General features: G+C 44.7%; 18 protein-coding genes and 1 pseudogene. 14 read left to right on the top strand and 5 right to left on the bottom strand.

Annotation, left to right across the window (positions count from 1 at the left end; translation table 11 throughout):
- The first annotated feature begins 87 nt into the window (after window positions 1-87).
- Window positions 88-1,238 (top strand): annotated as a pseudogene (locus tag MHI21_RS10205) (iron-containing alcohol dehydrogenase).
- Between the two features lie 95 nt (window positions 1,239-1,333).
- On the opposite strand, the gene MHI21_RS10210 reads toward MHI21_RS10205, so the two are convergent.
- The gene (locus tag MHI21_RS10210; RefSeq protein WP_250268070.1) at window positions 1,334-1,930 is read right to left on the bottom strand and encodes a TetR family transcriptional regulator; all 597 of its coding nucleotides are present in this window, start codon (window positions 1,928-1,930) and stop codon (window positions 1,334-1,336) included.
- A gap of 247 nt (window positions 1,931-2,177) precedes the next feature.
- Between MHI21_RS10210 and MHI21_RS10215 the strand changes: the two genes are divergently transcribed.
- From MHI21_RS10215 to MHI21_RS10235, 5 genes are all read left to right on the top strand, one after another.
- Window positions 2,178-3,299, top strand: a complete 1,122-nt coding sequence (locus tag MHI21_RS10215) for an NADH:flavin oxidoreductase (protein WP_341161732.1) — start codon at window positions 2,178-2,180, stop codon at window positions 3,297-3,299.
- 346 nt (window positions 3,300-3,645) lie between these two features.
- Window positions 3,646-4,068 (top strand): MarR family transcriptional regulator, encoded by a 423-nt coding sequence (locus MHI21_RS10220; RefSeq protein WP_341161731.1) that lies wholly within the window; start codon window positions 3,646-3,648, stop codon window positions 4,066-4,068.
- A gap of 72 nt (window positions 4,069-4,140) precedes the next feature.
- Window positions 4,141-4,722 (top strand): NAD(P)H-dependent oxidoreductase, encoded by a 582-nt coding sequence (locus MHI21_RS10225; RefSeq protein WP_341161730.1) that lies wholly within the window; start codon window positions 4,141-4,143, stop codon window positions 4,720-4,722.
- A gap of 427 nt (window positions 4,723-5,149) precedes the next feature.
- On the top strand, window positions 5,150-5,587 hold the full coding sequence (locus MHI21_RS10230) for a MarR family transcriptional regulator (protein WP_165175690.1): 438 nt from the start codon (window positions 5,150-5,152) through the stop codon (window positions 5,585-5,587).
- Window positions 5,588-5,608: 21 nt separating this feature from the next.
- Window positions 5,609-6,439, top strand: a complete 831-nt coding sequence (locus MHI21_RS10235; protein WP_025718529.1) for a DegV family protein — start codon at window positions 5,609-5,611, stop codon at window positions 6,437-6,439.
- Window positions 6,440-6,512: 73 nt separating this feature from the next.
- Here the strand turns inward: MHI21_RS10235 and MHI21_RS10240 are convergent, their stop codons facing one another.
- From MHI21_RS10240 to MHI21_RS10250, 3 genes are all read right to left on the bottom strand, one after another.
- A complete protein-coding gene (locus MHI21_RS10240; RefSeq protein WP_061831340.1) occupies window positions 6,513-7,148 on the bottom strand; it encodes a hypothetical protein in 636 nt (211 codons plus the stop codon).
- Window positions 7,149-7,358: 210 nt separating this feature from the next.
- The gene (locus tag MHI21_RS10245) at window positions 7,359-8,585 is read right to left on the bottom strand and encodes an MFS transporter (RefSeq protein ID WP_342419955.1); all 1,227 of its coding nucleotides are present in this window, start codon (window positions 8,583-8,585) and stop codon (window positions 7,359-7,361) included.
- 69 nt (window positions 8,586-8,654) lie between these two features.
- The gene (locus tag MHI21_RS10250) at window positions 8,655-10,682 is read right to left on the bottom strand and encodes a beta-galactosidase (protein ID WP_342419956.1); all 2,028 of its coding nucleotides are present in this window, start codon (window positions 10,680-10,682) and stop codon (window positions 8,655-8,657) included.
- Between the two features lie 138 nt (window positions 10,683-10,820).
- Between MHI21_RS10250 and MHI21_RS10255 the strand changes: the two genes are divergently transcribed.
- The 8 genes from MHI21_RS10255 to coaD all read left to right on the top strand — a co-directional run bounded on the left by MHI21_RS10255 (window position 10,821) and on the right by coaD (window position 17,870).
- Window positions 10,821-11,657, top strand: a complete 837-nt coding sequence (locus tag MHI21_RS10255) for a helix-turn-helix transcriptional regulator (protein WP_342419957.1) — start codon at window positions 10,821-10,823, stop codon at window positions 11,655-11,657.
- Between the two features lie 193 nt (window positions 11,658-11,850).
- Window positions 11,851-13,668, top strand: coding sequence for an APC family permease (locus MHI21_RS10260; RefSeq protein ID WP_023988151.1), 1,818 nt, complete (start codon window positions 11,851-11,853; stop codon window positions 13,666-13,668).
- Window positions 13,669-13,847: 179 nt separating this feature from the next.
- Window positions 13,848-14,966, top strand: a complete 1,119-nt coding sequence (locus MHI21_RS10265; RefSeq protein ID WP_342419958.1) for an acyltransferase — start codon at window positions 13,848-13,850, stop codon at window positions 14,964-14,966.
- 171 nt (window positions 14,967-15,137) lie between these two features.
- Window positions 15,138-15,770 carry a hypothetical protein gene (locus MHI21_RS10270; protein ID WP_061831346.1) on the top strand — a complete coding sequence of 211 codons (633 nt, stop codon included), beginning with the start codon at window positions 15,138-15,140 and terminating at the stop codon, window positions 15,768-15,770.
- On the top strand, window positions 15,763-16,278 hold the full coding sequence (locus MHI21_RS10275) for an accessory gene regulator B family protein (RefSeq protein ID WP_165176697.1): 516 nt from the start codon (window positions 15,763-15,765) through the stop codon (window positions 16,276-16,278). The genes MHI21_RS10270 and MHI21_RS10275 overlap by 8 nt, the downstream gene beginning before the upstream one ends.
- A 5-nt stretch (window positions 16,279-16,283) precedes the next feature.
- Window positions 16,284-16,406 carry a cyclic lactone autoinducer peptide gene (locus MHI21_RS10280; protein ID WP_023988155.1) on the top strand — a complete coding sequence of 41 codons (123 nt, stop codon included), beginning with the start codon at window positions 16,284-16,286 and terminating at the stop codon, window positions 16,404-16,406.
- A gap of 308 nt (window positions 16,407-16,714) precedes the next feature.
- Window positions 16,715-17,356 carry a 16S rRNA (guanine(966)-N(2))-methyltransferase RsmD gene (rsmD, locus tag MHI21_RS10285; protein WP_028542741.1) on the top strand — a complete coding sequence of 214 codons (642 nt, stop codon included), beginning with the start codon at window positions 16,715-16,717 and terminating at the stop codon, window positions 17,354-17,356.
- Entirely contained in the window at window positions 17,349-17,870 is a 522-nt protein-coding gene (gene coaD, locus MHI21_RS10290; protein WP_250261723.1) for a pantetheine-phosphate adenylyltransferase, read from the top strand. Before rsmD ends, coaD begins: the two co-directional genes overlap by 8 nt.
- Here coaD and MHI21_RS10295 read toward each other — a convergent pair.
- Window positions 17,833-19,116, bottom strand: coding sequence for a nucleoside recognition protein (locus MHI21_RS10295; RefSeq protein WP_342419959.1), 1,284 nt, complete (start codon window positions 19,114-19,116; stop codon window positions 17,833-17,835). The genes coaD and MHI21_RS10295 overlap by 38 nt on opposite strands.
- Between the last annotated feature and the right edge of the window lie 90 nt (window positions 19,117-19,206).

A 19,206-nucleotide genomic window follows, 5' to 3' on the forward strand; every position in this document is an offset into this window, starting at 1 on the left:
TATAAATGTGAAACATTTCACTTTTAAGAGATATCCCTATATTTAGCGAGGCAATAAGAAGTGAATCCTTTAGGAGGCCGATTTTTTATGAGCGCACATGTATTTTTTGTACCATCTATCAATCTTATGGGAACAGGCTGTTTACAAGAAGTTGGGCCGTATATAAAAGAACTGAATTTAAACAAAGCTCTAGTCGTTACGGATAAATTTTTGATGAAGAGTGGCATTGCAGGCAAGGTTACATCTTTGCTGGATGATATTGGGTTGAACTATGCGGTATACGATGAAGTAAAACCAAATCCGACCTGTAAAAATGTACATGATGGTGTTCAGTTTCTGCAAGAAAACGGATGTGACTTTTTAATTTCGATTGGCGGAGGATCACCACAGGATACGGCTAAGGGAATCGGCATTATTGCTACCAATGGGGGACATATAACCGAGTATGAGGGCGTTCATAAATCGACGCATAAATCGCTTCCTATTGTGGCTATTAATACCACAGCAGGAACATCGGCTGAAATCACGATTAATTATGTCATTACGGACGAAGAGCGCAAGGTCAAGATGGTTATGGTTGATAAGAATAGTGTTGCTACGATTTCGGTCAACGACCCTGAACTGATGGTAGATAAACCCGCCGCGTTAACGGCAGCTACAGGGCTAGATGCTTTGACCCACGCTATTGAAGCTTTGGTTACGCCAGACTCCTATCCTGTAACGGATGCGACTCGTTGGCAGCAGTAGAGATTATTTTTAATTATTTGACCCGTACGGTGAGCAACGGTCATGATATAGAAGCACGTGAGCAAATGGTATACGCTATTTTCTTGGGAGGACTTGCATTTAATAATGCCGGATTGGGTTACGTTCATGCGATGGCGCATCAGCTTGGCGGCGTATACGATTTGCCTCATGGTGTTTGCAATGCCATGCTGCTGCCGATTGTGGAGGAGGAGAACGCCAAGCATGTACCAGAGAAATTTCCTGCCATCGCTAAGGTCATCGGTTTTGAAGATAAGGGGAAAACGGATAAGGAATGCGCAGACTATGTAATCCAAAGAATCAAAGACCTGTCGAAGGAAGTTGGGATTCCTTCCAAACTTTCTGAACTGGGTGTAAATGAAGTGGATTTGGATCTGCTTGCCGAGAACTCAATGAAGGATGCTTGCGCTCCGGGCAATCCGTTCATACCTAGCAAAGAACAAGTTATCGAGATGTTTAAGAAAATTCTTTAAATAAAAGATGCAATTATTTTACTAAATACTATAAGGGCTGTCCCAGGAAATGATCGAAGAATACTGGGAACGGCCCTTTTTATTTGCATTTTCTACTAAGAAATTTGTGAAACTAGAGATAAGACAACCCCATTGAATATTAATGGCACAGCTCTCTCGGCTAAATCTGTAGGGGACTCTTTTTTTCCTTCCACATTCCAGCGAAAGGTTACACCATAAATGGACCAGCTTAAAATAGTCGCGGCAAGTTCTAACGTTCTTGGGTCTGTATTACTGGTTCCTCTTGTTATGAGTTGAAGTATGAATTGCTCTAATTGATTCTTAATATGTTCTTCCAGGATGGGTGCGACTGAATTATATTTATGGACGCATTGGTTACTAGTGTCATGATAGTCGCATAACGAAAGAATAAGTTTCTGAATGGTCCCCTCCGACAAACGCGCCTCAGCATCAATCCTCTTAATAACATGCTCCAAAAATGCTTCTGACAAAAGGGTTTCAAGCAGTGCATATTTATCTTGAAAATGTGCATAGAACGTAGCACGGTTAACGGTGGCTTTTTGGGTAATGTCATTGATCGTAATCGTGTAGAAGTCTTTCTTATTTAATTGGTCAGTGAATGCGTCGAGAATTAGTCTACGTGTTCGAATGACGCGCGGATCGTTTGGGTTGGGTGAGGTTACACCAGGCATCCTCAAGACACTCCTTTCAGGTAAATTAAATGATTCCCCCATTATAAACATGTGTTGTTTTGTCAACAAGTGAGTTTAGTTATACAACAATTTTATAACCCTTTTGGTTAAGCAACAGAATGAACATTTTGTCGGTTGAATGATAAATTAAACATTGCTAACATTTCACTTGCACCCCGTTTGATGGTGCACGAGTCTTTTATAAAATCGCTAAAAAGCGATAAAAGAAAATGAGGAGGTACAATCCTTGAGTAATCAACCGCAAAATGTCCATTCAACAGAATATTTATTTCAACCTTATACCATTCATAATCTGACCCTACAGACTCGTATTGTAATGCCGGCAATGGGCCGCGCTTTTTCACCAAATGGTGTGCCAGGACCGGATGTAGCCGCTTATTATCGCCGTCGCGCAGAGAATGATGTAGGCCTTATTATTACTGAAGGCGCAGTGATTGACCATCCGGCTGGAACAAGTGAGCCGAGGATACCTAATTTTTATGGGGAAGCGGCTTTAAACGGTTGGGCTGAAGTGGTCAGACAGGTTCATGAAGCTGGTAGTAAAATTTTCCCACAGCTTTGGCATATGGGGATGGCTCGTCCTTTGGGATCTCAGCCGAATCCCGAAGCGCTATCGATTGGTCCATCGGGGCTGGATCTGGAAGGCAATAAAGTGACCGAGCCGATGACAGAAGAAGAAATCGCCAAGGTCATTGGCGCCTATGTCGATGCAGCTGCGAATGCAAAACGACTGGGCTTTGACGGCGTTGAAATTCACGGAGCACACGGCTATCTGGTTGATCAATTCTTTTGGGAGAGAACGAACCAACGTACGGATCGCTATGGTGGTGATATCATAAAACGTGCTCAATTCGCCATTGAGCTTGTGGAAGCTATTCGTGCTGAGGTTGGCCCTGATTACCCTATTGCCATGCGCCTATCCCAATGGAAAATGAATGATTACAACGCAAAGCCGTTCGATACACCGGATAAACTGGGGCAGCTCCTGAATGTGTTAGTACAAGCGGGCGTGGACATCTTCCATTGCTCGACACGTCGCTTTTGGGTACCTGAATTTGAAGGCTCCGATTTGAGCTTTGCCGGATGGGTGAAGAAACTGACTGGAAAAACCACGATTACGGTTGGCTCTGTAGGTCTGGATGAGGATTTTGTAAGTTATATGGAAGGGAAAGGGGCAGGACACCAAGATATTAATGAACTTCTGGAACGGCTGGACAACAATGAATTTGATTTGGTAGCTGTTGGGCGTGCGCTTCTGGGCGATCCTGCATGGGCTACGAAAATACGTGAAGGTCGAATTCATGATCTTCAAACTTTCACACCTGAGGTACTTCAAACGCTCAACTAAAACATATCATACTTTGAACACCTCTTCATTTCATAAATAAACACTGTAAGCCAAAATACTCAAAGTCAGATAAGGAACTTTGGTATTTTGGCTTTTTTATGCGTCTGCGATAGTAGTCCACCATGAACCATTTTAGATTAAGTCATATTTGCTCTAAAGTTGTCTTTTCTTGGGTACTCAAGTATTGAATTTTTTTAAAAAGCTGCTCCATTTAAAAAGCTACTATCTATTTTAGATTTCATTATATCAAACTTAATCGTAGTTCTTTGAATCATTCATATACTAAAACCCGATCAGACTGACACCAACACTTGATATATATAGATGTCTATGTAATAATGCTTGTATGTTAAAAAATAATGCAGCTGCACTGATAGGAACCATTAGAGACTCGATCAATAAATTGATTGTGTCTGAGCTCGAATCGAATGGAATTGAAGGGATTGTTCCTACTCATGGCGGAATCCTAATGTTCCTTTATCAAAAGGACGGGCTCTCCATTAAGGAATTGACGCAAAAAATTTCTCGTCAGCAACCCACGGTCACTGTTTTGATCGACAAGCTAGTGAAGTTGGGATATGTCGAAAGAAAAAAAGAAAGGGAGGATAGCCGAGTTACCCTGATATTTCTGACCGATAAGGGAAGAGAGATAGAGCCTGTATTTGAGATGATCTCCAATAGATTACAAGAAACCGTCTATGGTGGTCTTAAAGATGAAGAAAAAGAACAGCTGGAATATTTGCTAGAGCATGTAAAAAACAGATTATAAATTTTTTTAAGTAAATGTATAGATATCTATATTAATATCAAAATAATAATAAAACATCTGGAGGTTATTAAAATGAAACATCTTATTATCTATGCTCACTCTAACGCAGAAAGCTTCAATCACGCGATACTCGAAACGGTTGTAAATACTCTGAAAGAAAAAGGTGATGAAGTCGTTGTACGCGATCTATATGCCCTTGATTTTCAACCTGTATTAAAACCTGAGGATACTGCCGCTATGAGAGCAGGGCAAACTCCGGCTGATATCAAAATGGAGCAGGAGTACATTTCACAGTCCGATACGATCACGTTTATTTCTCCCATTTGGTGGACAGGTCTTCCGGCTATCCTGAAAGGTTATGTAGATCGTGTATTTGCATACGGCTTTGCATATACGGCTGGTCCGGAAGGGATTAATAAGCTGCTTACAGGTAAAAAAGGGTTTATCGTGAATACACATGGTACTCCTAACGCAATCTATGATGAAATCGGTATGACCGCAGGATTGAAGCTCACATCCGATACGGGAATTTTTGATTTCGTTGGAATTGAATCCGTCGGTCACTTACTGCTTGGAAGTATCGGCTACCTTGATGATGATGGCTATAAAGGGCTGCTACAGCAAGTACAAGACACAGTTAAAACGGTGCTGTAAAGTCAGTTTATGTTCTCTTAGAAACGTAAGACATTCTTTAAATGATGAGGTCAACCCGTATTTAGTGGTTGGCCTTTTCTTGTAAATGCTTATATTTCTCCAACATCCCGGTCCATAGATCTTTTGAATTTGTAATAGCATCTTGGGGCAGATGTAACTGGACATTCAAGGGTGGACGTCTGGCTGAGCTTCCTTGAAAAACAATTGTGGGATTGGCGAAGAGTAAACCGTTTCATCTTATGTAACAACTCCTTTACTATAAACTGGCAAGAGGTGATCAAGCTTATTTTTTCTTATTCGACGCTGAGCTCATTAACCCTTGTATTAAAATTCACAAATATTTCATTGTTATTATCGTGGGCAATTCATTATAGTACATAGTATTAATAGTTAACTGTATGTATTATGTGTGTTGCGGAGGTTCACTATGAAATATTATGAACTAAGGGACGAATTGAGAGAATCCGTTAACCGGATTTATGACATGGAATTATTCAGTAGCCTGACGGAGCTTGTTCAGGGGGAAAACCATGTGCTTCAATATTTAGTTCAGCATCGGGATGATGAAATTAATCCTTCCTTGCTCAGCGATCATCTGCATGTATCCAGATCAAGAATTACGGCAGCGCTTACGGGATTAAGGAAAAAAGGCTATGTGACTATGGAAATGTCTGAGCATGACAGACGACGAATGTGTGTAAGGCTCACAGTAGATGGTGAATCCTTGATCAAACAGAAGCAAGAGAGAATTGAAGGTTATTTTGAAGCGCTTGTAGTAGGTTTGGGTGAGAAGAATGTGAAGGAATTTATACGGTTAATTGAGCTTTCTTTGAGTATTATGAATGCGCGTTCTATTGAAAAATAACATAATGTGAGGGTGTACCGGGTGAGATATAAAATAATAGCGGATAGCTGCTGTGATTTAACGAGAGAGCTTAGAGAAGAGATGCAAGTTACTACGATTCCGTTGAATATGACGCTGGGAGATAAATGCTTTGTAGATGATGACACATTAGACTTGCCTCAGTTTATGGAAGAAATGAAAGCCTGTACAACCAAAATTGGATCCGCATCACCGTCACCTATGCTGTATAAGGAAGCCTTTCAAGGTGCGCATACTTCTTTTGCCATTACATTATCCAGCAACCTGTCCAGTTCGTATTCCAGTGCATTGGTAGGAAAAGATATGGCGGAAGAAGAAGGGGCGGATGTTCATGTATTTGATTCGAAAAGCGCTTCGGCTGGACAGCTCTTGTTAGCTCTAAAACTACGCAAGTTGATTGACGAGGGATATCATAAAAGCGAAATTATTTCTTCCTTGGAGAGCTTTATTAGCAAGATGAAAACCTACTTTGTTTTAGAAAATCTGGATAATTTGGTTAAGAACGGACGAATGAACAAAATCACTGGAAAGATACTTTCACTCTTGCATATCAGGCCTATTTTAGGCTCGGATGGTGACGGGAATATCGCATTTTTTACTCAAGCACGCGGTCAGAATCAAATTATCGAAAAGCTGGCAGATACTATTGAAAAAAGTGGTCGGGCTACCGAAGGAGAAAGCATCGTCATTACTCACTGCAATAATCCTGGGCTGGCGGAAAAATTAATGAATGCGCTGAAGAAACGCTATCAATTTAAAGATATTCATATTGTGTCCACCAGAGGGATTAGTTCAATGTACGCTAATGACAAAGGGATCATTATGGCCTTTTAAAAATATTCAGGGTTTATCCTCGCTGTATGGATAAACCCTTTTTAGTACACTGAGACTTTGCGGGAGTTCAAGCCTATCTCAATTTTCTAATGAGGACAGAAGCGTTTATGCTGGCTTGAGTTCCTCCGGCTTGTGTTTGCAGGGTAACAGCAGTAGTAGAGCTATGGTTTCGCAAAGTAAGGACGTCACCGCATGCCAGAGCGAGGATGGCTTGCCCTGTGTTCTGTTGTGTCCCGGCTCCTGAGCCGTATACAGTTCCCTCAGCCAGTGCGCCATTAATAAAGAGGGCGAATTGGTTAGGTTCCACACCGGACACCGAAAAGTGAACTTCATATTTTCCAGCATCGGATACAGCAATCTGTGTAGTTCCTGGAACATGAGCAATTCCAGGTGTAAGTATACCGTTTGTATCCAAAATGACATCCCCTTCAATCGGAACAACTTGGGGCTTCACATTATAAATATAACCGAACTGCGCTAAATCACCTATGGTTCCAGAATCCCCTTCAGGCCCTAAAGCGCCATGATTAATATTCACACTTACAAGTTGCTTTTTGACGATGATGTCTTTCCCGAACCCTTTCCGTTTCGAGCGGCCTTTTCTCTTTGGGGGCTTTTCCTCAAACTTTTTTTCTAACTTATCAAACCAGGCACGAACAAAAACATTTTTTTTACGGCCTTTTTTTCGTTTTAATTCAGGATGACCCAATACAAACACCTCCATATGGTTTGTTGTATACTACTCCATTCATCTAGAGGAGGCATGGATATCTGTCCTGTGATCCATAGGAAACGATCTATTTTGACTGAAAACAGGCTGCTGTACAAGGTACATTCGTCTAGTATGTAAAAAAGCACCTTTGAATGTGCACTTGGATGATAACCAAGGAACAGACAAAGGCGCCAGTAGAGACGTGTATCATGATGAAGCGGTTTGAAGCCGCTTTTTGCGCACATATAGGGCGTACAAGATGCCGCCAAGCAGACACAGGATGCAGGCGAAGCCTGCCAGCAACCACGCCGATGAGACTGCTCCACCACGATCCATGCTATTTCCGAGCCATAAAGGCAGCAGAGCTCCTCCAACTCCACCTGCGCCTATAAGCAGGCTGGTGGTGGATTCTTCGGTGCCTGGCATCATTTTGCTGGCAAAAACAAGTGCGATGGAGAAGATCCCGGACATGCCCAGCCCCAGCAGTACAATAAGGATAAAGGCGCCGGCAGTGCCTTTGATCAGCGGGAACACGCATAGCAGCAAGGTCGCTGCCAGCGAGCTCAGGGCGACAAAGACACCGTAGCCGTATCGATCGGCAATGTAGCCTGTGAATAACCGGCCGGTAGCCATTGCTAACCAGAAGCAGGTGACACTAAGTGCTGCTTCGGCTTGCGTGAGACCCAAACGTTCGATGAACATGGAGGGCAGGAAATTAGCCAGGCTCATCTCTGTTCCTACATAGATAAAGAAAAAGACGATAAATAGTGCAAGTAGCTTCCAATTGCCTATAGGGCTACCTTTAGAAGCCTCCACCGTGGGGGATTTGGATGAGTTAGTGGAACGCGCATGGTTGTCACCTCGGTGTTCCTGTTGGTCTAATACAGCGTCCAGCGTGCCGAAGGACCCACGCAGCCAAGCTATGACGGTCATGGCTGCAAACATGGAAATGATGGGAAAGGCCAATCGCCACCAACCGAGAGAAATGAGCTGGCTGGCGATAGCGGGCATAGCCAACGCGCCGATCCCAAAAAAGACTTCCAGACGGCTCATCGCCGCGCCCGTTCCTTGAGTAATACCGCTGATAATAATAGTGCCAATGAGTGTTTCTACCATGCCGAAGCCAAACCCGGCTGCTGCCCCGACGGCATATAGCCAACCCCAAGGCGGCAGCAATGAGTACAGCACTTCAGCCGCGCACAGCAGGAGCAGGGCGAATATTAGACTTCGGCGTTTGCCGAAACGCCGGGCAAGCCACGGCGACAGCAGGACTCCAGCCAGAAAACCGGAAAATTGAGCGAAGATTAGGCTTCCGCCGTCCGTATAGTTTCTACCGTAATGCTCTAACAACACAGGCAGTAGGGAGCCTACAACCACGTGTGCCAGTCCGATTAAAAAATAAGACAAGCTGCCGATCCATAGCAGTCGTTTCATGATGAACTCCTTTGATACCTAGATTTGACTCATGCAGCAAGCTGAACTGCATGAGTCAAATCTGAGTGATTATGATAGCTCCAGTACATGAAAGCCGTAGCCTTCAATAGAAATTTCTCCTTCCAGGTATTTACCGCTGATCAGCTCGTTCCCTTTCTGATCATCCAGATGATATTGCTGCGTCTGGGCGTTATGATTCAGAACGAATAGATATGATTTTCCATCTTTGGTCCGGACAGTGGCTTCTACACCCGCAGGAGCGCGCAGCAGGGATGGAATCCCTTTTTGCTCACAAATGTAGCCCAGTAGGCCATCAAGGAAAGTCTCTTCAGGATCTGAAGCAACGTACCATGCCTCACCTTGACCGAAACCATTGCGTGTCAGCACTGGCATGCCCTGATAGAAATCATCGCCGTATTCGGCCAGCACCTCGGCGCCTTCGCTATGCAACAAGTCGCAGAGCAGACCGCATTTATATTCACCTTGTAATACGCCCACCTTTTCTTTCAATACAATGCGATTGTGTGATTCCGGCAGAAGCGCGTCTATTTCTTCCACCCAGATCCCAAGCAAGTTACGCAGTTTACCAGGATATCCTCCGGTTGTGACCAGATCATTTTCATTTACAATGCCACTGAAAAAGGTCGTTACGAAGGTGCCACCATGCTCTGTGAATTGTTCCAGCTTCTCGGCGGTACCCGGCTTGACCATGTAGAGTACAGGCGCGATAATGAGATCATAATTCTGGAAATCTGCATCAACAGAAACCAGATCTACCTGTACATTCCGCCGGAAGAGGGGAGCATAATACTTGTGCACCTGATCCACATATTTCAAGGCGACAGAAGGGCCGCTTGATTTTTCTAAAGCCCACCAATTGTCCCAATCGAATAAAATGGCTACTTTGGCATTAACGGTCGCGTCAAGTAGCGTGTTGCCTAATGCGCCAAGCTCACTGCCAAGCTGTGCCACCTCGCGAAATACACGTGTGTTCTCATGCCCGGCATGTTCAATGACGGCCCCGTGGAATTTCTCACAAGCGCCGATCGAGCGGCGAAGCTGGAAGAACATGACCGTGTCCGCGCCATGCGCGACTGCCTGATAACTCCATAATCGCATAACGCCAGGCCGTTTAAGCGAATTATACGCCTGCCAGTTCTGCTGGCTCGGTGTTTGCTCCATCAGCATAAAGGGTTGCCCATCCTTCAAGCCGCGCATCAGATCGTGCGCCATCGCCGTATAGCTTATCGGAGTATTGGCCCCGGGATAGCTGTCCCAAGATACAATATCCATGTGCTTAGCCCATTTAAAATAGTCCAGTTGTTTAAAAAAGCCCATCAGATTGGTCGTTATCACGGCATCGGGAACATGTTTTTTAATCGCGTTATACTCCAGCAGATAACAATCAAGCATACTGTCTGAATTAAAGCGTGCATAATCGAGGGATATGCCCTGAAAGGTCGAGTGATTTTCTCCCCAATGCTCGCTCAGATTATTTGGTGGTACAATTTCATCCCAATCATAGAAGGTGTGACCCCAGAAGGAAGTATTCCACACCCGGTTTAGTTCTTCCAGTGATCCGTATTTTTGCTTGAGCCACACCCGAAATGCGGCCGCACAGTTATCACAATAGCAATCCCCGCCGTACTCATTGGACACGTGCCACACGAGGATCGCAGGATGGTTTTTGTATCGTTCTGCAAGTCGGTCAGCCATCTGCTCCGCATATCTTCGGTAAGTTGGGCTATTCGGACAAGAGTTGTGGCGTCCGCCGAATTTCCGCTTACGCCCGTCAGCATCGACCCGCAGAATGTCGGGATAACGCGTAGCCATCCAGGCTGGATGCGCTGCCGTGCTAGTAGCTAAACAAACGAAGATATCGCTTTCATAAAGACTGTCAATCAATTGATCCAGCCATTCAAAATGATATGTGATTTCGTCGGATTGAATTTTGGCCCATGAGAATACGTTGACCGTGGCGATATCAATCCCTGCCTGCCTGAACATCCGTAAATCTTCCTGATGTGTGGCCTCATCCCATTGCTCAGGATTATAATCTCCACCGTAAAATACTTTAGGAAGTTTGCTGCTTATCATGCCAATCACCTCTGTATATAAGAATAATCCTATCTTATAATACAAATAACTGCTTTTAAATATAATAAAATGAACGTGTATATAACAATATGGATCTACATGTGAAATACATACCCGCATACGCCGGAGGTGCTTTTTATGATTTTAACTCCCCATCATTTAAGATTTTTCCTGACTACGCGTGAGCATTCTTTACCCCTTTTTATTGAAAGTATCGGATTTAACAGCAGGCAGGAAGATGTGTCCCGTCCAGAGGGTTATCCGTGCTTTCACTGGATTCAGACGGTGTCTGGTGAAGGGATATTTACATTTAAAGGGGGGAGCTTCCGTTTGGGAGAGCAGTCCGGGGTTCTGCTGCTGCCCGGGGAATCCCATGCATACAGACGGGCGACCAAGGTATGGCGAACGTTATACATTACATTTGACGGCCCCATCGCCGCTGCTGTATTGACTGCACTGGGATTGAAGCATACTCGTGGATATCATTGGGACCCGGATAGCGAGCTACACAGCTTTGGGGAAACGATGCTCCATTCCATGGTTAGTGAACGTGATTTGTCTGGATTAGATGCTTCGGCCAATATGTATCGTTTTCTGACTCTACTGCGTAAACATGGACAACATAGCTCAATGCCTTCCCTCTCCCATAATGTGGAACGTTTAACCCCTGTACTGGCCTTTATGGAGCAAAATTATGCCAGTCCAGATGTGGGCCTAGGTGATATGGCAGTTATGATAAATGTCAGCTCCCGCCATTTAAATACATTATTTAAGCAAGCGTTTGGTGTGACTTCTTATGCTTATCTGATTGTAATTCGGCTGCGGAAGGCCAAGGAAATGATGACGGAATATCCGCAATTAACAGTAAAGGAGATTTCGGAGCGTGTAGGATTCCGAGATGCCAGTCATTTTGTGGCAACTTTTCGCCGAGCTGAAGGAATTACGCCTGAAAGGTTCAAATTACTGTATACATAAGGGTATTTTATCGAAATACTCTTTCTTACTCGGGAATGCTCATTTTAGGGAGCATTCCTTATTGTTTTTTTCAGGATGAGGGAGTATAAAATAATAGTTCATTTGTTTCATCAATCTGATGTTCAGGTGACATAATAAACATAAGATCCATAGTTCTTTTGCAAAACCCTCATCCAAAGAAGGAGTCAACGAAATGCTGAGTAAAGTCAAAAGATTATTAATCGGTCGTCCGCGAAAGTCGACGGCCCTTGAAGATGAGAAACTGAATAAGCTCAAGGCACTGGCCATTCTGTCCTCAGATGCCTTGTCCTCTGTAGCTTACGGAACGGAGCAAATTCTGCTGGTTTTAATTACAGCCGGCTTCGCTGCCCTATGGTATTCCATTCCTATATCCATTGCGGTATTGGGATTGCTGATCATTCTGATCCTGTCCTATAGACAGACCATATTTTCCTATCCTGGTGGCGGAGGAGCGTACATTGTTGCACAGGACAATTTGGGAAAGAGTCCGAGTCTGATTGCAGGTGGTTCTTTGCTGGTCGATTATATTCTGACGGTAGCAGTTAGCTCATCAGCAGGTACAGATGCCATTACATCGGCTTTCCCGTCGTTACATGATCATCGGATCGCCATTGCTCTGATTATGATTATCTTTTTGACTATTATGAACTTGCGCGGGGTGACAGAATCTGCCTCGGTGCTGGCTGTACCGATTTACTTATTTGTTGTTGCGATTTTTGTTTTGATTATTAGCGGTATCATTCATTACGTGGCAGGGGGAGCTCATGCTGCAGCACCGCAATTTGGAGCTACGGTATCCAACGTCAGTCTGTTCCTATTACTGAAGGCGTTCAGCTCGGGTTGCTCGGCATTAACTGGGGTAGAAGCTGTCTCGAATGCCATTCCGAACTTCCGCAAGCCTGCTGCCAAAAATGCAGCAACTACACTAATGATGATGGGTTTGATTCTCGGGTGTATGTTTATCGGAATTAGTTTGCTGGCTTATTGGTACGGTGTTCGTCCTAATCCGCATGAAACGGTCATCTCGCAAATTGCGAACGCCACTTTCGGGCGCGGTGTGATGTATTACATCATTCAGGGCGTAACGGCGCTCATCTTGTTTTTGGCGGCAAATACAGCCTATTCGGCCTTTCCGTTGCTTGCTTTTATGCTGGCGAAGGACAAATACATGCCGCATATGTTCATGGTTCGTGGAGATCGGCTTGGATACTCTAATGGTATCCTGTTTCTGAGTATCTTCTCGGCATTGCTGGTCATCGTATTTGGCGGCAACACAGAAAATCTGATCCCGCTTTATGCCGTAGGGGTATTTATTCCGTTCACGCTCTCGCAACTTGGCATGATGATTCGCTGGATCAAGCTCAAACCGCCAGGCTGGATCGTCAAACTTGCTATTAATACGGTTGGGATGCTGACCACGCTGTCGATTACGCTCATCTTTATTTTCACCAAATTTAGCCAGGTGTGGGTAATCTTTATCTTTCTGCCTTTGGTTCTGTATTTCTTTATGAAGATCAACAGGCATTACAAAAATACGGCTGAACAACTGCGCATTGATATTACCAAGGATAAACCTATGGTGAAAGGCAATACGATTATTATTCCGGTTGCAGGTATTACGCGAGTCGTTATGAATACGATCAGCTATGCCAAAACCTTGTCGGATAATGTGGTTGCCGTATATGTGGGAGTGGATGATGAGGCGATTCAAAAAATGGAACAGAAGTGGGAAGAGTGGGACGTGGGCATACGTTTAGTAGTGCTGAGATCCCGTTATCGCAGCATCATTAATCCGCTCCGCAAGTTCATCGATACAGTAGAGTGGAAAAAAGCAGACGAGGACCATATCACTGTTCTCATTCCACAATTCATCACCAAGCACTGGTGGGAAAATATTCTACACAATCAGACCAGCTTACTGATGAGAGCTTATTTGATTAATTATAAAGACGTGATCGTAACGACCGTTCCTTTTCATTTAAACAAATAAAGTCACTGCCAATTGTAGGGTACAGCTGAATATAGCATGACCAAAATGAACACCTTTTGGCCGCATTTCTTTGCGGTCGGAGGGTGTTTTTTTGCATAACGGAGATATTTACTTTGGTGATACATTTTGTGTATTATAGATACGAAATGTATCATTCAAGACTGTTATGGAGGGATACGATGCCCGAAGCCACGGGGAAAATGGAAGATGACAAGCTGCAATTTGTAGATACGCTGAGGGCGCTGGCTATTATTGGAGTTTTACTTGTGCATGTCAGCCAGCATGTAGACGGATTAAACGGATGGTTGCAAAAAGGTTTGAGTATAGGAGCTAAAGGAGTCGCTTTATTTTACATGGCCAGCGCTTTTACGCTATTTCTGTCCTTGAGCAGACGTTCGGGTGACAAGAGGGAAAGAATTTCAGCTTACCTGTTGCGTCGTTTTTTTCGGATTGCTCCTTTGTATTACGTGATGTTAGGAATCTATTTGGTTGTGAACGGGACAGGTCCAAGATTTTGGCTTGGAGATCAGGAGGGAGTCACTGTCGCCAATATCACTGCTCATGTCCTGTTTTTGAATGGTCTGAATCCGTACTGGATCAACAGCATTATTGGTGTGGAATGGTCCATTGCGGTGGAATGTATGTTTTATCTGTTTATCCCCCTATTATTTAAGCTGATCCGATCAGTCCGCCATGCGACCTGGTTTGTTGTGATGGCGCTTGTGGTAAGCTTCGGGCTAAATACGGTATTTGCTCAATATCCATGGATTAGTGATCACTCTTTATGGGGTCACTATCTGTATTTATGGTTTCCGAATCAATTGCCTGTCTTTGGGCTAGGTATATTGTTGTTTTTCATTTGGAAAGACGAGCGGCATTGGAAAAGTATAGACCGAGTCAGTGGAGGTTTGCTGCTTGTTTCTGTGCTATTTGCATTTTTTGGAGGCATGACCGATTATCTCCTAGGTTTCGGGTTGCTACTGGGAGCGTATGCTTTGTATCACTGGCAGCCGATATGGCTGCTTAATCGGGTATGGTCATGGATCGGCCACCTTAGCTACAGCATGTATTTGACGCATATGCTGGCTCTGGGACTAATCGTACAGGTTAAAATACCTTTTGCTCCCCTAGTCAGCCTCACACTTATGTTTATCATGACGTTGCTAGTCACCATCGGACTATCTTGGTTTACCTACTCGTGGATTGAACACCCCGGCATCCGTTGGGGGAAAAAGCTTATATCACGTATGAAGCCTGTGCGCAAGCAGGGAGATTCGGTCAAAGAAAGTGTTGCCTAAGCTACAACTTGAAGCAGCATCCGATAACATTTGGTTGAAGTGCTTGAATAAATCTATGAAATAATTGAAAAGACCTCTTGAAAAGTAGCTCCCAGCCCTTTATATTCGATGTACATCCAAGTTTTTGAATACACCGATGAGGTTGGTTGGAATTGTAAAGGAGATGCGCGCATGCTTTTGAAGCCAATCGGCTTTTTGCTTTTCTCCACGCTTGAGGGAGTAGCTGTTTTTGCGCTGATTTTGAGTATTTTTAAAGTTAAAATGACCCCTTATCTTTGGCAGGCCATTTTTGTTAACCTGATTATGAATATGCAAAGTTATATGCTCCGAGAGGAGTTTTCCCTTTCGTATTTGGTGCCTGTCGTAAATATGCTGCTTTTTATTTTTTTACTCGCTACGGTCGTGAAGATTCCGATTGTGTGGTCCGGTATTATGACGGTTACAGGTTATTTTGCATATGCCGTTGTTCAGTCGGTATTCTTAAAAGTCATGTTCGGCAACCTTCCGGTTTCTGAGCTGCAGGATGGGTCCTTGAAGGGCTATCTGCTACAAGTGGTAAGTGCGGCAGTAGGACTGCTTATTTCATTGATGTTGTATCGAAAAGGGATTGGCTTTTCCCCTAATTTCAAGAAGCTTAAGTTCAAAGAGGAATATGGCATTGTCATCACGCTGATTATCCTGTCCCTCATTTCAACTTCTATTGTGCTCTACTATAACGAGGTATGGTTAAGTATGATATTTTTTGCACTGGTTTCGGGATTTTTCATCTATTATGCAATCGGAAAGGAATACCGGGATGATTGAAGCGATGGCTTTCAAACTTGCTAACCAGATCAAACGTACTGTGCCTGATCATCCAGCCTCTGTCGCGGTACTTAAATACGCACTTGCTCTCATTCTGAATGCGTCCATGATCATCGTGTTAACACTATTCGCCTCAATCTTCACGGGACGGATGGTAGAAGCTGTAACGATTCTCATCGCTTTCGCCCTACTGCGCCAAATATCAGGAGGCATTCATTTGAAAACGGGCATGGCATGTGTGTTGGTGACTTCAGCAGCTTTTACTTACATATCCTGCATTGCCTTAAATAGTTGGTGGACAAACCTGTTTACCGGAATAGCTCTCATTCTCGTTTTATGTTTTGCCCCATCCAGAATTGAAAAGCAGTCGCGCATTCCAGTACGTTTTTATCCCCTCTTGCGACTGTTATCCTCCTTGCTTGTATGTACTAATTTTGTAATCGGTTCCTCTGTAGTGGCTGTTGCTTTTTTGGTCCAAAGTCTAACATTGATCCGGGGAAGGAGGTGAGTGGAATGATGAGGAAAATGGTATATGGATTAGCCACATCGTTGTCTATGTTTGCAACATTTGCTGTCTCAGTGGCGAGTTATGTGTATGTTTATCAAGGGGATACACCCGAGGAACTGCTTAAATAAACAAAAATAGAAAAATGATACATAGAGCTGCTATTAAGCAGCTTCTTTTTATGTAAAAAAAATCAGGCGCTCCATTAAAGAGCGCCCGAATGGGAGAGGAGAAACCGGACGAAGAGCTTATGGGGAAACGTAAGTCTTCTCCGCGGTTGTCTACGACATTGGTTGAATGCCGATATCCTAAGGATGCCCAGGGAATGGTTTTTTATACCTGCCTCATCCTAAGTTTTTCAAACGGCGGTGCATGTGGTACGATAGCGTCATAATCTTATATGGTTATGAACACATATAGAAAATAGGTGAGTTTCAGCGTGAGAGTGGTATCGGGTAGTGCCAAAGGAAGGCCGTTAAAGGCAGTTCCCGGCACAGGGACGCGGCCGACCACGGATAAGGTCAAGGAAGCGCTATTTAGCATGATAGGTCCTTATTTTGATGGGGGAGTCGCACTTGATCTGTTTGCTGGCAGTGGTGGCCTGGGTATAGAGGCGCTTAGCCGGGGAATGGACAAGGCTGTTTTTATTGATATGGAATCCAAAAGCATTGATGTCATTAAAGAAAATTTGCGAAAAACTGGATTGGAAGGACAGGCTGAAGTGTTCCGCAATGATGCCGGACGAGCGCTCAAGGTGCTGGCAAAACGTGGAGCTCTTTTTGATGCTGTTTTTCTGGACCCACCCTATCGTCTCAAACACGGAGATGAATTAATGAGCCGTATGGCTGAGTTGAACTTGCTTCGTTCAGATGCAATCATCGTGCTGGAGTATGAATCGGGACATGAATATCCGGAAAGCTTCGGGCCGTTCGAACAGGTCAGAAAAGCAGTTTATGGTGAAACGGCGTTATCTATTTATCATTTTGCAGCCGATGTTTTGTCGGATGTCGTAGAACATACAGAAGCCGGAGGGGTCAAATTCGGCATCAGCGAATCAGACGGGGAGGACCATCATGATTGAGCACAAACCACGTATTGCTGTATATCCGGGAACTTTTGATCCCGTGACGATGGGGCATCAGGATATTATTCAAAGAGCAGCCAGACAGTTTGATCTATTGATTGTCGCGGTTCTTAACAATATTAGTAAAAATCCGCTGTTTTCACTTGAGGAACGAATGGAGTTACTGCGAACGGTAACTCGCGATATCCCGAACGTTGAAGTGGACAGCTTCCGTGATCTGACAGCTAATTATGTACGTCAAAAAGGGGCCCAGGTTATTGTCAGAGGAATCCGGTCGGTGACTGATTTTGAATATGAGCTGCAATTAGCCTCTACAAATCATAAGCTGAACCCGGATGCGGAAACGATCTTTATGATGACCAATCCGACTTATTCATATCTGAGTTCCAGTATGGTGAAGGAAATTGCGCATTTTGATGGCAAGGTTGTAGATCTGGTGGCACCCGAGGTGGAAGACGCGCTGCGTGCGAAGGTCAACGCGAATCGTGGCGGCTCCACCATGAAGTCATAAAGGAAAAGGCCAGCAGGGTAACTATAATTGTACCTAGCAGTGCAATGGACAGTACGGTTAGTTGCCAAGGGTACATAGATGTTCCTTCTATTTGTGTTAGTAAGCCGCTGGCTCCGGCCATGACAGGATGCGTGGCGGATTCATTTACGCTTTCCACAAAAGAAGACACAGAACTGCGACTGACGTAAGCGGGAGTTGTATTGCTGACGATGCGGTTAAGTGGGACCCATGTCGCTAAGGTAAGTCCAAAAGCAGTAATCCCATGGAGCACTCGTGACAAGGTGAAGGTGATGCCCTTGTCGGAAGGTCTGGTGACGGCGGTAATTTGAAGCCAGCCGCACAGGCCGCCCCAGCCCAACACAGCACTGATCAGGGCTGCTTGTGTACGGAGATCGTAGGGCAGACGGCTGATTTCATAGGAACCCAAATGGATTTCCATCCAGGCAGGCCATATGAAAGAAAGCGATCCTTGGCCTGTGTATATGGACAGCAGTCGAATTAGTACGGAAAAGAAAATAATGAATCCACCTGTCACCATCAGCGTCTGTACAGCATGGGATACGGTTTCGCCCAACAGTTTTCCGAAACTGCGGCCGTCCCGTTCTCTGGCAGAGTGGGTAGCTTCCCATGCGGATCGGATCAGGGAGGGAGAAGTACGGGAAACTGAGGTGCGCCGTAGGGCAGCTGGCGTTTCCCGTTTTTGCAATTCTTTAGACGATACAGGTAGTCTGGCGGTGATCCAGCCTGCCAGCAGCCCGGAAATCCAGTGAACTGCAAGTAACATCACGCCTGCGGTAGCATTGTGCAGTAGCCCTGTCCCGATGACGAGCAGGATGGTAATCGGATTGCAGAAATGAGCGATAGAGGTTAGACGTCGAAGCTGAAACGCAGTCATATCCTCCTGTTGTGCCCATTGGCGCACTGCTTCCGCAGCAGCGGGGAATCCCGCGGTCAGGCCGAGGGCCAACACCCAGCCGCTTCGCCCGGGTAGACGGAACCAGGATCGCATAAACGGCTCCAGCAGGATACCTAGTCCATGTACTAGACCAAAGGCGATGAGCATTTCGGACAGCATCAAAAAAGGCAGCATGGCTGGGAAAATAATACTCCACCATAGCTTAAGGCCTTGAGTAGAGGCTTGAAATACTTCTTCTGGTGAGGCGACAACAGCCAGTACAAGCAAAATGGCTCCGAGGCCAAGCAGTATGGTTGTCCAATAAGGAGCGGAATGGGCTTCCTTTTGCATCAAAGAATTCACCTCTCATAAATATACTAAGGAGAGTGGGATGCTGTCTCCAGTGTTTATTCACGTTCGTTGTCTTGGGATAGGTTGTTC

Source organism: Paenibacillus sp. FSL H8-0168 (genome assembly GCF_038592955.1).
Lineage (GTDB): Bacteria > Bacillota > Bacilli > Paenibacillales > Paenibacillaceae > Paenibacillus > Paenibacillus polymyxa_B.